Source organism: Pseudoalteromonas ruthenica (assembly GCF_008808095.1).
Taxonomy (GTDB): Bacteria; Pseudomonadota; Gammaproteobacteria; order Enterobacterales; family Alteromonadaceae; genus Pseudoalteromonas; species Pseudoalteromonas ruthenica.
Window position 1 is genome coordinate 354,786 of sequence record NZ_CP023397.1, and the last position, 16,779, is coordinate 371,564.

Here is a 16,779-nt window from a genome sequence, read left to right on the forward strand (position 1 = left end):
TGAGTTTATCGCCTAGCTTGGATAGGGCTGCACCTAGTTGTCTAGATGCAGCGGCGTCATCACTGTTACGGCTTAGTGCATATTCGCATCGTATTTTTGCGCCAAATCGTGTTTTTGTTTATCACTTAAGGCACGCCCAGCTAATTGAAATACCTCTTGTTCTTCTTCATCCAGGTGATGGTGCACTTTGTGGTGTAACTTTTTCGCCGTTGCCAGCCAAGCAGGTGAGCTCATATCTGTGCTTTCAAGCTCTTCGATCAGTTCGTCAATATCATGATGTTCGGCAATGCTGTGACGCGCTTTTTCTTGAGTTAGGTCTTTAAAAATAAGTGGGTCATAGAAGTAACGCTCTTCAAATTTGGCATGCTCTTGCAGCTCATGTTTGAGTTTTTCCAACAGGCCATGGCGTGTTTTAGTGTCACCGCTGGTCTCGATCAATTTATCAATGAGCTTACGTTGGGTGTCATGGTCATGACGTAGTGCTTCAAATATGGTCATAGTGTCTCCTTTTTACTTTGCTACCAACTACACAGAGCAAGTCAAATGCCATATTTCAAGTGCATGATTAGTAAATGTTTTTTATTTTAAAGAAGTGAGGCAATGTAGCTTTTACAAGTAAAAATGGAAAATTCACCACATTAAGTCGCCATTTAGGCACGCGGGCGGAAGTCATACAACAGAACGTTAATTGTTAAGATGAAAAAGCCTGCGTGATGCAGGCTTCTCAAGGAGTACAGCTTAGTCCGCTTTGTTGGCGTCTTTAACTGCTTTTAATTTACTGGCGTGGTCAATTTTGTAATCAGGCATGTCTTTGTTGCCTTCCATCAGGTAATTATCCATCCAGCGCATTAAGCGCAGGCTGTAGTCATACTGCGCAGCGACACGGCGGTTACCATGACCTTCACCTGGGTAGTACACTAAACGAACGTCTTTGCCTTGCACCTTCATGTAGCGATATAGCTCCATTGATTGCGCTGGGTGTACACGGGGATCGTCTTTACCATGCATAATCAATAGCGGTGTTTTTGACTGACCCGCCCAGTAAATTGGGCTACGTTCTAAATACCACTGCCATTTTTCCCATGGGTAAGAGCGTGCATGTACTAAGTACATTTCGTTGGAAATGTCGGTAGTACCGAACTTAGAAAGCTGGTTGGTCACGCCAACGAACATCACACTGGCTGCGAAATGCTCGGTTAACTTAGTGGCGCCCCAGGCTGATGCATAACCACCGTAAGAGCCGCCGGTAATACCAACACGGTCGCTATCGACTAAGCCCATTTTTACCAAGTATTGCTTCATATCGACAAGATCGTCGAACTCTTTGCCAGCGTAGTCATTTTGGCCCAGCTTAGAGTATGCAACGCCTTTACCTGTAGAGCCGCGATAGTTCGGGTAAAAGACCGCATACCCGCGCGCCGCGCCCATTTGTCCCGGATCAGAATAACTGGTTACCCAGCCGTTCTTGTCGTGACTTTCTGGACCGCCATGCACGGCCATGATCAGTGGGTAACGCTGACCTTCTTGATAATCCAATGGATATACCAAGACGCCGCCAATCTCTACACCATCGCGCGCTTCAAAGCTAAGCGCTTGCTGTTTGGCAAAACGCTTATCGTTGAGCCATGGGTTTGAATCGCTCAGGCGCGTTGCCTCATCACCACGGATCATAAATACTTCGTTCGGGTGCTTGGCGGTGTTTGCGCGTAGCGCGATAGTTTTATCCGAGTCAGACACGCTCAAACGACTGGCAATAAATTCGCCTTGCTCAATCAAGGTGTCATAGTCCTCATCGCCTACCTCAATTTGCCCAACAAAGGTTTCAGGGCTTACAGCGGCAATAAAGTTAAGGGTGTTTTCGGTGTTGGCCCATTCAATATCGGCAATGTGGCCCATAAAATCAGGTAACCACTCCTTAATCTCGCCACTTTGCGTATCGGCTAAATATAAACGGCCGGTGGCGGGGTCGTGTTTATCTTCGGCGCCTAAAATAGCTACATAACGACCATCATGAGAAAGTTCGGCATCGCCTAATTTCCCTTCCGTTTTAAACGACAGCGTAACGGCCTTGCTTTGGACATCAAACAAGTGCCACTGCGACTTCATGTATTTATCATCAATCAATGCCGTCGGCTGAGTTTTGACTAATAATTTGCTGCCATCGTCAGCATAGTTCATGTCGCTAACATAGCCATCAATGTCGATTGCTTCAGGGTCTAGCGGCTTGTCAGCTTTGGCTAGATCAATTAAATGCAGTTGCTTGTTTTTCAGCCCTTGCTCATACACCTCAGCCATAAAGCCTAATTTCTTTAGCTCTTTTTCCGACTTATCTTTGCTTGGCATGGCCAGGATTGCGACTTGCTTACCTGTTGGGCTAAGCTCGTAGCTGGAGATTGAGCGGCCTTTCAGGGCAAACACTTGCTGAGCTTGACCACCGTCTACCGGAATGTGGTACAAGGCGGTGTGTTTGTCTTCGCCTAGTTTGGCGAGGAAATAGATGTCTTGACCGTCTGCTGACCAGCTAATGCTTTTAATATTTACCTTGCCGGTGATAAAAGGGCGCTCTACGCCTTCGTCATCAACCACATAGAGTTCACTGTAGTTGTAGCCATTTTTATCAACGTACAGCTCGCGTGGTAAAGAGCGCGTAAAGGCAACCTGCTCGCCATCTGGACTGATGGCGGTTTGGATCACACTTTTAATTTTCGGAATATCTTCAACGGTAATGGTATCACTGGCCTGGGCCGATAGGCTGGTGCCCATGGCTGTTGCCAGCGCTAACGCTGTTGTCAGTAGTTTCATGTTAGTCCTTCACTTGTTATTAGCTTTGGCTATTGTACAAAAGCAACAAGTGAAAGCCAGTGTTTGCGCTCAAGGTCACACTGGCTGCGATAAAAGGGCCCCATGCTGGAGCCCCTAAGGTTGGGATTGGGTTTACTATCTATGCAATGGCTAAAAACATTAGCGAGTACGATTGCGCACTCTCTTTATTAGTTATCTCTAAGACGCACTAAACGACTAATAATTCCGTGTTTTACATACTATTACCCAAGTTGACAGAAAGTTACATTTTGCCTTTAAAATGTGTAGCGCAGGCCCGTGTAAAAACGCCGACCATTTTCGTAAATGCCAGTGGGCGCCAAGTGACTACGCTCATACAGGTAGGTGATTTCATTATTGAGATTGATTACATCTAGGTTCAGTTGTAATTGCTCGGTTAGGTTGACGCGAACGCTGGCGTCAAGTTGGCCATAGTTATCCATGAAGGTTTCGCCTACGCCGGTGGCATAGCGGGTCCGGTAGTTGTAAGCCAAGCGAACATCAAACAATGGCTGTTGATAATAAACAGAAAAATTCACCGAATGCTTTGACGTCCCGGGGATGGCATTGAGTGTCCCCGCAGAGTGAGCTTCACGAGAGCCTTGTACATAAGTGTAATTGGCCAGCACCCCAAAGCCGTACCAAAACTCATGCTGTAATGCGAGTTCTGCACCGGTTATGGTGCCGCCCGCACCGTTGGTGGGCCTATCTATGGTCATCAAAATGCCCTCATGCTCCTCCTGTCGGCGCTCGAATTCAATAAACGAAGCAATGTCCTTCATAAACACGGTGCCAGAGAGCAAACCTATATCATTAAAATACCACTCTAAGGCGGCATCAAATTGGTTGGCGCGATAAGGGTCCAACTGTGGATTGCCGCCTTGGCCTTGCGCTTGGGTGACGTTGTAGTTGGTTGAGGGCATAAGGTGATGATACTGCGGACGAGACATCACCCGCGCCGCACCAAGGCGTAGCAGTAAGTTGTCACTTAAGTGGCTACTGAGGTTTAAGCTAGGTAAAAAATCCCAGTAGCGGCGTCGGCTTTGTTGCCATTGCCCGAGTTGCACAGTACTGGCGTTTGCCACTGAATGGGTTCCGCCCGAATGGGTTCGGCCTGACTGGGTTCCGCCCGAGTGGGCTGGGCCGGCATAGGCTTCGGCTTGCTGCTCGGTGGCCACCAAGCGCACCCCCAGGTTCCCTTGCCAGGTGTCAGCCCCTACCTGAATCTGGGTATAACCGGCCAATGAACGCTCGTTAATTTCAAAGCGGCTGGGTCGCTCTTCGTACTGCTGAAAGTCAATACTACGATATTGCTTTGCCAGCGCTTGGGTATCGGCATAGGCGTAACGTTTCAAAGTATCGCTGCTGCCAATATGGCGTAAATAGCGCTCAGGGAAGGGCGCTGAAAATTGACTTAGACGCCAGCTTAAATCTCCGGCTAAACCAGTGTAATCGCCGCCAATAGAGCGCCGGCGAGCGAAGCTTCGTTGGTGGTCGCGGGCTTTGATACCCAGCTCTAGTTTATTAATAACGCTATGATCCACCGCGCGAGTGATGTCAAGTTGGGTATACCACTGTTCGTCTTCGGCATCCTGAGCGTCATTGCGAATGTCACTGAGTAACCACTGCTGTGCATCGGTGGCCGCTACCTCATATTCAGCGATGATGTTTTGTCGCTGGCGAGTGTCGACACGAAATGCGGTATTTGCCGAAAACTGTGTGGTGTGGTCTTCTCGTGTGCCACCACTGCCTCGACTCATGCCGAGTTGGTATTGAGCTTGCCATAACCCTCGCTGCCAGGTGGCTGTGAGGGTATTACTGGTGGTGGCGATGGCAGAATCTCTCCATATAGCTTCCATCGCAGTGTTAAACGGTTGCGAGCTGGGGTTATCTGCAGGCACTTGGGTGTATGCGCCGTAGGCGAGCACATTATCGATAACATGATAATCACTGAGATGGCCACCGCGAGCATACACATTACTGGGTTGCCAAAGAAAATTCTGATTGGTGTTGTCAGCATCCAAATGCGAGTACAAGGAGGTCAAGGCAAATCGCCAACGCGGATTGGGTACGTACTGCGCGGCAATCATCAAGGTATTTAGCTCCCGCTGTTGCTGAAATACCGCTGAGCCACCGCCCCCGGGTGACCAAAGCTGGATGCTTTGAGCCGGGTTTTGCTCTTCAAGCAAGGGGTATAAGCGTGTGCCTTGCTGGCTGAAATGGCGGTCATCCCAGCCCCAAGACTCCAGTCCATCGCGACGCACACTGCGTTGATTATGGGTATAACTCACGATGACGCCCAAGGTATGAGCGGAATTTTGCCATTCACTATGGAGCGTAAATTGAGGGTCGAAGGCGCGGCTAAGATCGTTATATTGCAGCTGCGCGGCGAGCACGGTCCTTGGCCCATAGTTATCAAGGGGTGAAGGGGTGGTGATATTAATGGCCCCGCCTAAAGAGCCCTCGTCATGCTTAGCTTGTGGGGTTTTTAATACACTCACCGAGTGGACAATTTCGCTTGGTAACAGGGTAAAGTTGAAGCCGCGACTAGGTAAGCTGGAGATCCACCAATCGCTACTTGCTAGATATTGGCCGTTTAAATAAGTGCGGTTTTGTTCAGCGGTGGTGCCGCGCACACCGATACGCTCACCTTCTCCTTGCGCTCTAAACAAGGAAATGCCGGTTAATCGTTGCAGGGCCTCGGCGACATTTTTATCTGGAAACTGGCCGATGTCTTCTGCATTGATCACTTCGCTGACACCATCGTGGTGCCGTTTTTCACTGAGTGATTTGACAGCGCTGTCACGAAAGCCCCGAATTTCAATGGTTTCTAAGCCTTTGATGCTCACCTTAGTGCGCGAAGGCTGGGCTTGTTGCTCGGCATATGCCAAAAAAGGGACGCTTAAGATGAAATAAAATGTTAATCTAGCGAAAGATAAATAACGACGACTGGGTGTTAGGGCACGCATCTTCAACCTCACCATGCTCAGTAAAATCAAGCTAAGCGACTAATAAAAGCGCAAAGTTGAGGTATCATATCGTGCTTGGCAATCATTAACCACTTTTTAACCTTGCGAACATTTTGAATAACCCGGCTGTGGCAAATCAATCATGTTATATCGGCGATATCCTTGTCGACTTTGCGGCCATGCGCGTGCGTCGCCAGGGTCGTTGGTATCCTTTGGAGGCAAAGCAATGTGCGCTGTTGCGGGTACTTGCCGAGCGTCCGGGCGAGGCCGTGAGTCGCGAGCATATTCTCAATGCGGTATGGGGCGATGTGGTGGTGAGCGATAACTCGTTGAGCCAATTGGTCACCCAGCTGCGCAAAAAGTTAGCCGATGATAAGGGGCAACCTCGATTTATTAGAACCGTCCCGCGCATTGGCTATCAACTTATTGCTGAGGTTACGCCTGTAACTATTCAGCGTTCTGCGTTTAATAAGCGGTTGCCTTGGCTCGGGATGGCAGCACTGACACTGGCCCTTGTTATCCTAATGTGGGTGTGGCCGAAAGGCTCTTCAGTGCAGCACTTTAGTGAACAATACCGGGCTTCCTCAGCTCCCGGTGGCGAGACCCATTTAACGCTTTCACATCATGGCCGTTATCTAGCCTATTCGCAACGTGCTGAAAACCGCCGACATTTTGATTTAATGATTTACGACACCCACAGCCATGCCCACCACAGCATTCGCACTTCAGGGTATAGTGAACAGGCGTTGGCCTTTTCCAAAGACGGTCACTGGCTGCTGTATGAGCGCCTTGATGCATTTGGCTGTGACTTACGTCTTTTGCCGACATCGCAGCCCGTTGAGCTTTGGCGTCTAGCAAAAGACATCAGTTTAGGGCACTGTCAGCAACGAGTGGGAGGCAGCCCGGTGTTTTGGCCCAGTGCCGACACGGTATGGCTATTTGAATGGCACCAAGGTGAGATTGCTCTGGTGACGTATCGCTTGCAATTGCAGGCCCGAGCGCACTTAACCCAGCGCCAAGTTATTGCTCAGCTGCCTAGCATAGTGGCGGCGTTAAGCCAGGATAATCAGTTGGCGTATGTGGTCAGCGAACGAAATCAGTTTCAGGTTTGGGTGCGACATATCGATAGCGGCTCACAACAACAGTTGTTTACCTCCACTCACCCCATTCAAAGTCTTACCTGGTCTGAAAATGGGCTTTGGGTGGGTGCGCAAAAGCTGCACCTGGTTACCTTAGATGGTGGGAAGCAAAGCTTTGGCGACACCGCTGCGTTAGGTCAGGATTTGAGTGTAAGTCATAGCGAAGCGGGCACGCGAGTGGTGCATAATGAGGGGAGTTTTGGAGTCAACCTTTTTGCCGCCACGTGGCGCTCTCCAGGGACGCTTCATTCAGCCCAGTTAAGTTCATCAACACGCCTCGATGTGATCCCCACTTTGTCAGCCAATGGCGAGCAGCTGGCTTACGCCTCATATGCCAAAGCAGGCGATCCTAGGAACCTGCCCGTTGAAATTTGGCAAAGCGCCAGCAGCAAAGCTCACCAAGCTTATTAGCTTCATTCCCTGCTAATACCCGCATTAAATCTATGCGTTACTCCCACGATGGCGACTACTTATTGATACACAATGTTGATAATAGCCTGTATTTACTGCATGTGTTCTCGCGCACGCTGGTGCAGATAGTGGATCCCCAATATGGCCTGAAGATGGCGCAGTTTAGCGCCAATGATAAGCACATCCAGTATCATATCCGCGATGATGAAAACGTGCCATGGAAGGTATGGCAATATGATTTAGACTCTCGGGTGGCGTCCCCTAGCAGCGATAAGCTAGCGCCGCAAAATGAGCCTTTAGCAGTGTGGCAAGCACGTATTAGCGCCTTTATCCCCAGCGATATGATTGCTGATTCAATGCGTATCTATCGACCGGCGATATTCAATGGGGGCATTTATTATGTGATTCGCCAAGGGCATCAGCTGAGTTTGTATCGTTACACACACAATCCAAGGCAGAATACGTATATTGGCGAGCTTGGTTTTTATGGTTACGGCGCCGATGTATCGTTGTCTTTGGCGACATCCAGCGATGGCTCGCGTTTAGTGTACAACCAAGTTACTGACTTTGAGTACGATATCGTCATCAATACCCTTTAATCTTGATATGCAGCCTCAGACCAGCCTCGTGACTGTGCTTGTTGTCGGGCTTGCGACATAAGCTGCTGATAGGGTCGGCCGCGATGCTTATTAAATAGGGCCTGAGCCCACAATAAGTCAGGGTGCGTGTTGTCCTGTTGTTGTGCTTGGTTCAGCCAAAAAGTTATGTCTTGCTCAGCGCTTTTTGGCTCCTCAAGTAGTAGCTGCACCAAGTCAATCTGAGCGCGTAAATGACCTTGCTTGGCGCTGCGTTTGAGCCACATTTTGCGCTCGGAGTTGGTGGTGTGTAAGCTCAAGGTCCATTGCGCAGCGCTCAGTTGATTGTTGGCGGCCACACGGAGCCAATTTAGGCCAATCTGGCGAGTGCGTGGATCACTGTTGTTAAGCAATTTTTTTGCTAAGCGGTACTGCGCTTTAGCGTTGTTATTTTGCGCGCTGGCGCGCAATAAGGTGATGTTGGCATCGTTATCTGGCCAGTGCGCTTTAAGTAATTGACTGACATTGTACTGCTCAGAGCTGAGCCAAGTGGCAATGCGGTACTGAATGTCGCTTTGTCCTTGCTCTGCCGCCTCGACAAGCGCACTGATCTCTTCTGCATAAAGGCGTTGTTGGCTAGTGAAACTTTGTCGATAGCGCTCACCTTTATGAGTATTGAAGTGATACAGCAAGGAACGCCCGCGACGGGCATTTTGGCTTTCGGGCGGGACATAACGCCAGCGCTTTAGCGCCGCAAGGACGCTTTCTTCAAACACATGGGGTGGGTAGGCATCAATAACCACGGTATTTTTTACCGCGCCACTGGCGTCAATATCGAACTCGGCCCAAACCCAGCCCTCTATGCCTTTTTCAATCGCATGGCTGGGGTAGTTAGGTTGTACTTGATAGGTCGTACTGAGCGTGGAGGTATTGCCAAGGTCACTGTTTTCGAACCCCAAGCGACGGTTATGCTCCCTAATATCGAATTGATGCGCCAACTGCGTGAAGATCTCGCTGTGCTCGGGGTTATGCTCTAATTGTTGCGCAATGAGGCGGGCATGGTTATCGGCTGCAGACAAGCCATAATCACCGGCTAACACAAAGTAACTAAAGGCTTTGTTAAGGTTTTGCTCACGGCCTTGGCCGTGTAAATTCATCACTGCTAAATTATAGAGTGCATCGACATTACCCAGCGTCGCTAGGGTTTTAAATTGCTGATACGCCTCAGTGTATTGTTGCGCTTGGTAGGCTTTGGTGGCACTAGCAAGATCGCCACGTACCGGCAGCGCATAACTGAGCGATACCAACAATATAACAAAGGTCGTTGAGGCGAGGTTAGTACGGCGCAATATAAGCAAAGCCTTTTAATATCAGCAACAAAGCGCTTCTTCTGGCGATTTAAAACGACTCAATTGTACAAACTAAGTGAAAAAAAAGCTAACAGCATATAATCATTGGCACCTTGCCAAAGGGCTATTAGCTTCCCCATTAGGGGATAAAGGCCCGTTGCCTATGGTCGTGGAGATGGCCTCCTTGGCGGGCCTGTGCTAGCCGCGCATGGCTGCTAACACCCTCAATACCAACGATAAGTGGCAGAGTTGATATTGAGGGGAAGGGGCTAAAAGTTAAAGCGTACGCCGGCGGTAAATCGTCGGCCATCGGCATAGACCGAGGTCAGGGCTTGTTTTACATCCTCCTCCTGATAGCTGAACGTATGCTCATCGGTGAGGTTAATGGCTTCTAACACCACCGCGACGTTATCATTAATGTTGTAGGTCAGATTGGCGTCAATTTGACCATAATCATCGATGTACCCGGGCCAATCTCGGCCGGTGTCGTAACCGGTGCGATAGTTATATGAAATACGGCCACTAAAGCGCGCACTCTCGTAGTATGCGCTGAGGTTGATGGTGTGTTTTGAGTTACCAGGAATGGTAACATCGTCACCCTCATCATTTTTCGCCTCACCGTCGACATAGGTGTAGTTGGCACCGATGCCAAAACCTTGATACAACTCTTGCTGGTAGCCAAGTTCTAAGCCTTGAATGCGCCCAGCACGACCATTAACGGGGCGGCTAATTAATATTTCAACTCCTTCATGTACCTCAAAGTTGGGTGTGCTATCAATAAACGATTGAATGTCTTTGTAAAAGAACACGCCAGATAGTAGCCCTGCTTCATTGAAGTACCACTCTAAGCCAGTATCAAACTGATCAGCGCGATAAGGGTCGAGGTCAGGATTCCCTCCGGTTCCGGTCTGGGTTTCCTTGTTATAGGAGGTGGCCGAGCTCAAGTCTGCGTAATCCGGGCGCGACATCACTCGCGCTGCACTAAAGCGCATCAACAAGTCGTCATTCAGGTCGATAGCCAAGTTGATACTTGGGAGAATATCGAAATAGTCTTTATCTTGTTGTGTCCACACCTGTGCGCCTTCGGCACCCGCGTAGGCGCCCGAGTCTTGCTGTGTTTGAACCAAGCGTACTCCCAAGTTGCCGCGCATACCTTCGACATCAATCGTGGCTTTGACATAGCCTGCGGTTATTTTCTCGCTTATCTCAAAAGTACTGGCTTTTAGGACACGGTATTGCCAGTCTAGGGCATCGCCCTCGCGACGGACTCTGTCAGAGTCAGTAATGGCATAATTAGTGAGCGTGCCGGGACTGCCTAAACCGTCAAGATAGTCACTGGGCATGGTGTTGGCATAGTCGCCAAGGTTCCAACCCAGATCGGTACGCGCATCGGTGGTGTGTTTCGTATTAAAGCGCGTATGGTCGCGATACTTTACACCTAGTTTAATAGCGCTAAATACCGCTACATCAATAGGGCGTTCAAAATCGAATTGAATGTAGCTTTCGTCATCTTTGGCATCATTGCTGTCATAGCGTAAAAAACCTAAGTCCCAATTACGACCATCCGCTGGATCGGCGCCATATTCAGTGCGTACATCCTCAACCAGACTGGTATCGAAACTATGCTGATAGTTACCCTCCCAGCCGACACTGCGGTCAGCTTGGCTACCGCCGCTGCCTTCGGTATAGCCAAGGTGTACACTGCTTTTCCAAAGTACACCTTGGTGCACCACTTTTAAGTCATAAGAAAGCGTATCTATTTGCGAGTTACGTACCTTAGTTTCATCCAAGATATTATTGCCATCAGGAGATAACCCTAAGGTCCCAGCGACCAGCATATCGCCAACAACGGGGTGGTCGATGACTTCAGCATCAAGGTAGTTAGAGCCACCGTATCCGGGTAACCAAAGGAAGTTTTGGTTGGTGTTGTCGGCATCTAAGGTAAAATCTAAAGCGTTGAAACTGATGTCGAGCTCATCGGTGGGACGATATTGCAATGCCAGTGTGTAACCCGTGCGCACGCGTTCCTGGGTGAACATCGCTGAGCCGCCGCCTCCTGGGCTGTAGACATTGCTATAGGTATCGCCCGCTGTGGTGGTAATGTTTCTGTCTATCCAACTCCAAGCTTCGATACCATCGCGTCGAAGGTTGCGCTCTTGGCGAATTAACGACAATAGCGCACCGAAATTCTCTTGCTCATTTTTATAGTTGTACATTACCGATAGCTGCGGATCGGTCTCACCGGATACCTCGCTGTATTGCGCTAATGCCGAGCCGGCAATCTTGTGGGCGGGCAAGTCCAATGGTTTACGTGTTTTCACGATCACGGTGCCGCCAATAGAGCCTTCATCTAGGTCGGCTTCTGGTGATTTATACACTTCCAGCCCAGAAACAATCTCTGAGGGCAGCATGGTGTAATTAAAGCCACGACTGGGTGCTGAGTTGGTCCACCAATCGGCGGAGCCCACCGCTTGGCCGTTGAGCAACGTCCGGTTTTGGCTTTCTGGTGTACCGCGAATACTGACACGCTCGCCCTCACCGTAACTGCGAGTGATGGATACGCCAGTAATACGCTGCAGCGACTCGGCAACATTTTGGTCCGGAAATTTGCCAATATCTTCTGCGGTAACGGCATCGACGACCGCATTGGCATAGCGTTTGGTATTCATCGAACGCACTACGCTGGAACGAATACCACGCACTTGAATCACTTCCATATCGCTGCTGGTGGCCTGCGGCTGTTGCGCTTGCACCGGTTTGCTAAACGACCCCGCAATGCAAGCAAGGCCAATGGCCCAAGCGACGGGTGTGAGTTGATGACTCATAAACTTTCCCCTTGGTGTTGTTGTGCTCCCTTGTGCTCGGCCTGTGGCGGCACACTGCCCGAAGGAGCGCATTTAGTTATTATTTGACTGCTACAAACACGACAAATGACAGCGTTATCATTTGTCTGCCATCAACCTAGGTCGAGTACGCATTTTGAGTCTTGAATCACTATGAAAAGTTATGAATTACTGGGTTTTATTTTTTATCTCTATAATTATTAATTATTTTTAGTTGAAGCTTATTTTGGGGTCCGGTAAATAAATTAAGTTTACTTATTCGTGGTTTGAGCGTTTTTTTATGTCTAGCTGCGAACAAAGGCTGAATTTTTACACTGAGGTAGATAATTCGGCTGTTATTGGTGATACTAGAGTGAGTACCCAGCGGGGATACTCCGCTATTTTTTCGCTTAATGCTGCTAAGGATTTGCGTGAGCACACTGGCTCGACTACATCAGATCACCTCAGATCAACAGCTCAGCTTCTTTGAAAAAGTGCATCGTTTAATGCGCTTTGGCCTTGATGAATTTGCTCTGGATATCGCTATTGTCAGCCGAATTGATGGTAAAGACTACATTGTTGAGCATGTTATTACCCCTGATGATTCATTAGCTGTAGGAACACATTTTAACCTCGGTGAAACCTACTGCACGCATACACTGCATGCCAAGTCCGCTTTGGCGTTTGAGCACGCAGGAAATAGCGATATCGCAACCCACCCTTGTTACATCAACTTCCAATTGGAAAGTTACATTGGTGCACCTATTGAGGTGGCGGGTCGAGTCTATGGCACCATCAACTTTTCCTCGCCAAATATTCACCATCAAGCGTTTACTCGTGAGCAGCTCGATTACGTGACCTTACTCGGGCAGTGGATAGGTATTGAGATAGCCAGGTATCAAGACATTCAAGCACTTAGACTGCAACATCAATCCCTTAAAGCCATGAGTGAGCTGGCGCTAATCGGTGCCTGGGAGGTCGACTTAGTGCGCGATAGCTTATATTGGTCAAAACAAACCAAAGTCATTCATGGTGTCACTGATGATTTTCAACCGACCTTAAGTGAAGCGCTATCATTCTACGTGCCAACTGAGCGGGACAAAATTGAACAGCACATCAATCATGCAATTGCTGAGCACCAACCCTGGAGCTGTGAGGTTGCATTGACTGCCCGAGATGGTCAACAAAAATGGGTGGCGATAAAGGGCAAACCAGAGTGTGAACAGGGTCAATGCGTGCGTATAAATGGTGCAATTCAAGATATCACGGATATTGTCAACACACGTCTAGCCCTCGCGCAGCAACGTGAGCAAGCCGAGCACCTATTGAGTACCCGCAGTGCCTTTTTAGCAAAAATCAGTCATGAACTGCGAACCCCCATCAATGGCATTAACGGCATGTTGCTAGCGATGCAAGGAGAGGAAGATTTACAGGTGATCTCACAGCGTGTTGAGCTCGCGCTCAGTGGTGCTGATACCTTAGTACGCTTGGTCAATGATGTACTTGATTATTCGAAGATAGATGCAGGGCAGATGCACTTAGAGCATCAAGACCTGAATGTCGGGCTATTACTTAATGATGTGATCTCTGTCTATCAACCTTTGTGCGCGCAAAAAGGCATTACCCTGAACCATCAATTCGATGTCAGTAACGAAGCTTGGGTAAAAGCCGATGGCATGAGAATCAAACAAATCCTCACCAACTTGCTCAGTAATGCCCTCAAGTTTACCCATCAAGGCAGCATTACCTTAAGTGCCCAACTTGTTGAAAGTAATACAGGTTACACCTTGCAGGCCCAGGTTGTAGATACCGGTGTGGGCATGAATGAACAAGTACAAAAGGCATTGTTTACGCCTTTCACCCAAGGTGGTTCGCATATAGCCCGTGAATTTGGCGGCACCGGTCTGGGTTTGTCGATTGTCTATGAGCTGTGCCGGTTAATGGGTGGCCATGTTGAGGTTGAGAGTGAGCCCGACCAGGGCAGTCAGTTCGCCTTTACTATCAAGCTTGCGAAGGGCGAGCCGATTGCCACGCAGCTGCGAAGCCTGCCTGATACCCAAGGGATCAACCCTGATTTACGCATCTTAGTGGTTGATGATAACCAGATGAACCGCGTAGTAATGAAAGCGTTGTTAGGTAAACTGGGATTAAATGCCGATTTTGCCGAGCATGGCGAGCAAGCGGTGGAGTTGGTGGGTAACACACAGGACGGTTATGACGTGGTTTTTATGGACTGCGTGATGCCGGTGCTAGATGGCTTTGGCGCCACGGCACAAATACGCGGTAACGCAGATATAAAGCAGCCCCATATTATTGCGCTCACAGCCAATACTTCCGAGCTTGATAAAAAGCGTTGCTTGGAGGCGGGAATGGACAGCTTTATCGGTAAACCAGTTGGCTTTACGCAAATTACCGATGCATTACACGGGCGTTAACGGCCCTGATACAAGTTATCTAAGCCGGGAATATTACGCTCCCAACGTGGCACCCCTTCACCAATGTAATGGCGCACAGCATCAAGGAAAAGCCGTGTTCGCACCGGTAAATCACGGTGTGGGTACAAGGCGTACATGGCACTGTAATCGGGTAGAGTAATATGGGGCAGCAACGGCACTAATTTACCGCTCTTAATCTCGTCGTTAATTAAAAAAGCAGGCGCTAACACGTAGGCCGTATGCGAGAGCACTTTATCCAGCAATACCTCGCCATCATTGGCGCTGTAGACCGCATTGATCCCTTGTTCACACTGCTCACCCTGATCATTGATGTAGCTAATAGTATCGACGCGCTTGTGCGCACTATGATAAGTGGCCGCAGGCAGTTTACCCAACTCCTCCATACTTTGCGGCTCGCCATAGGCATTGACAAACTGCGGAGTAGCCAGCAGTAGCACGCGGTTACGAGCCAGCTTTCGTGCAATCAAAGATGAATCGCGGGGCTCACCTACGCGAAAGGCCAAGTCAAAGCCTTCAGAAACCATATCCACTAAGCGATCGTCCAAACGCATATCAATGCTCACCTGGGGAAAGCGCTTTTGAAAATCATTGATCACCGGCTGTATGTAGCGCCGGCCCAAAATAGTGGAGGTAGTGATACGCAGCAAACCGCGTGGCTCTTGGTGGTAGTTTTCCGCCAATTGCACGGTGTCATTGAGCAGCAAGCGCAGTTCTTTGGCTTTTTTCACCATTTCTGCGCCCGCTGCCGTAAGCGAAAATGAACGAGTGGTTCTATTGAGCAATCGCACACCGAGTTCATCTTCGAGCTTACTAATTTGCTTTGAGATCACCGAGCGATCGATATTGCGCATCTCTGCGGCTTTAGAAAAAGAGCCTTGCTCAACCACTTCGAGCAGCATAATTAAACGGCTTGTGGTATCCATAGTGCGGCCTGCATGACAGTGCGATGATTTATTGGTGCCATTCTGGCATTAATGTTTTTATAAAACCACTATTTTTATCATCAATCGCTTTCCTTAGGATCGACAGTACTTTCGAACAAGGAGATAAACTATGCGATTGGCGCAAACAACAGCGGTACTATTAAGTGCTGCCTTGATACTAGCAGGCTGCTCGGAGCAAGCCAGCCAGCAAGCAACCCCTCAGGGGCCAATGATGACCATCGATGTGGCCAGCGTGCAAATGCAACCCGCGCAGCGTTGGCACAGTTTCACCACTCGGTTGGAGGCGCCGAGCAAAGTGGCGCTGAAAAGCCGGGTGTCTGGGCAAATTACGCAAACCTTTTTTAGTGAGGGTGAGCAGGTACAAAAAGGTCAGCCGTTATTTCAAATTGACCCACGTCCTTTTGCCGCCCAAGTGGACCGTTTAAAAGCGCAATTGATCAGCAATTCAGCAGCATTGGCACAGGCCGAGCGTGAGGCGCAGCGGGCGCAGCGTCTACTGGCAAAAAATGCCATGTCCACCGAGCAAGCAGGACAACGCGATGCTATTTTAAAGCAGCGTCAAGCCGAGCGCAGTGCCCTTAAAGCTGAGCTGCAAGCCGCCGAGCTCGATTTAGCGTTTGCGACCATACGCTCGCCGATTAATGGCGTTATCTCCCGCGCCGAAATCACAGCCGGCAACCACATCACCGCAGGGCAAGATGTGTTAACGCGTATTGTCTCTAACGACCGTGTTTATGCTTACTTTAATGTTGACGAGCGCACTTGGTATCAAGATTTTGCCGGTATTAACGCGCAATCTCAGGCGCGCGTTATTCTACAAAACTTGCGTAAAAGTGCAGAGGGCGAGGCTATCACCGGGCGCATTGATTTTATCGACAATGAAATTAATGCCAGAACCGGAACCTTGCGCATCCGTGCGGTATTTGACGCTGTCGCTCATCAGTTAAAGCCTGGTGCTTTTGCGCGCATTAATTTAGCGGCACAAGGGGCCAGCCCAACAGCCATTGTTCCGGAGCGCGCCATCGGCACCGATTTGAAAAACCGTTTTGTGCTGACCGTTGATGGCGATAACACCTTGCAATACCGCCGAGTGCAGCTCGGTGAGCGTTATGGTGAGTTTCGTGCTATCCAATCAGGACTGGAGCCGGGTGAATTGGTGGTTGCCAATGGTCCTGCGCGTGTTGGCCCTGGTATGACGGTGTCGGTGAACGAAATCCCGCTTAACTTTAGCGATACGCGCTTTGTTATGGCACCGGCGCAGGGCGCTGATAATGCATTAAGCGCAGCGCGTTAG

General features: G+C 49.3%; 10 protein-coding genes. 4 read left to right on the forward strand and 6 right to left on the reverse strand.

The annotated features are described in order from the left end of the window. Window positions 1-72: 72 nt before the first annotated feature. From PRUTH_RS16790 to PRUTH_RS16800, 3 genes are all read right to left on the reverse strand, one after another. The gene (locus PRUTH_RS16790) at window positions 73-498 is read right to left on the reverse strand and encodes a hemerythrin domain-containing protein (protein WP_138509268.1); all 426 of its coding nucleotides are present in this window, start codon (window positions 496-498) and stop codon (window positions 73-75) included. Window positions 499-738: 240 nt separating this feature from the next. Then, the gene (locus PRUTH_RS16795) at window positions 739-2,802 is read right to left on the reverse strand and encodes an alpha/beta hydrolase family protein (protein ID WP_045978903.1); all 2,064 of its coding nucleotides are present in this window, start codon (window positions 2,800-2,802) and stop codon (window positions 739-741) included. 275 nt (window positions 2,803-3,077) lie between these two features. Then, complete coding sequence (locus PRUTH_RS16800; RefSeq protein WP_170269008.1) at window positions 3,078-5,789, reverse strand: TonB-dependent receptor; 2,712 nt, start codon at window positions 5,787-5,789, stop codon at window positions 3,078-3,080. Window positions 5,790-5,917: 128 nt separating this feature from the next. Here PRUTH_RS16800 and PRUTH_RS16805 point away from each other — a divergent pair, with 128 nt between their 5' ends. After that, a complete protein-coding gene (locus PRUTH_RS16805; protein WP_151173961.1) occupies window positions 5,918-7,339 on the forward strand; it encodes a winged helix-turn-helix domain-containing protein in 1,422 nt (473 codons plus the stop codon). A gap of 32 nt (window positions 7,340-7,371) precedes the next feature. Beyond that, window positions 7,372-7,938 carry a hypothetical protein gene (locus PRUTH_RS16810; protein ID WP_151173962.1) on the forward strand — a complete coding sequence of 189 codons (567 nt, stop codon included), beginning with the start codon at window positions 7,372-7,374 and terminating at the stop codon, window positions 7,936-7,938. Here PRUTH_RS16810 and PRUTH_RS16815 read toward each other — a convergent pair. Together PRUTH_RS16815 and PRUTH_RS16820 are read right to left on the reverse strand one after the other, a co-directional pair. Continuing rightward, complete coding sequence (locus tag PRUTH_RS16815) at window positions 7,935-9,263, reverse strand: TonB family protein (RefSeq protein WP_151173963.1); 1,329 nt, start codon at window positions 9,261-9,263, stop codon at window positions 7,935-7,937. The two genes, PRUTH_RS16810 and PRUTH_RS16815, sit on opposite strands and share 4 nt — an antisense overlap. A gap of 269 nt (window positions 9,264-9,532) precedes the next feature. Further along, a complete protein-coding gene (locus PRUTH_RS16820; protein ID WP_151173964.1) occupies window positions 9,533-12,088 on the reverse strand; it encodes a TonB-dependent receptor in 2,556 nt (851 codons plus the stop codon). Between the two features lie 428 nt (window positions 12,089-12,516). Here PRUTH_RS16820 and PRUTH_RS16825 point away from each other — a divergent pair, with 428 nt between their 5' ends. Beyond that, window positions 12,517-14,520 carry a GAF domain-containing hybrid sensor histidine kinase/response regulator gene (locus PRUTH_RS16825; protein WP_151173965.1) on the forward strand — a complete coding sequence of 668 codons (2,004 nt, stop codon included), beginning with the start codon at window positions 12,517-12,519 and terminating at the stop codon, window positions 14,518-14,520. On the opposite strand, the gene PRUTH_RS16830 is transcribed toward PRUTH_RS16825, so the two are convergent. Then, window positions 14,517-15,464, reverse strand: a complete 948-nt coding sequence (locus tag PRUTH_RS16830; protein ID WP_022943685.1) for a LysR family transcriptional regulator — start codon at window positions 15,462-15,464, stop codon at window positions 14,517-14,519. The two genes, PRUTH_RS16825 and PRUTH_RS16830, sit on opposite strands and share 4 nt — an antisense overlap. Before the next feature lie 130 nt (window positions 15,465-15,594). Here PRUTH_RS16830 and PRUTH_RS16835 point away from each other — a divergent pair, with 130 nt between their 5' ends. Then, complete coding sequence (locus tag PRUTH_RS16835) at window positions 15,595-16,779, forward strand: efflux RND transporter periplasmic adaptor subunit (protein WP_022943684.1); 1,185 nt, start codon at window positions 15,595-15,597, stop codon at window positions 16,777-16,779.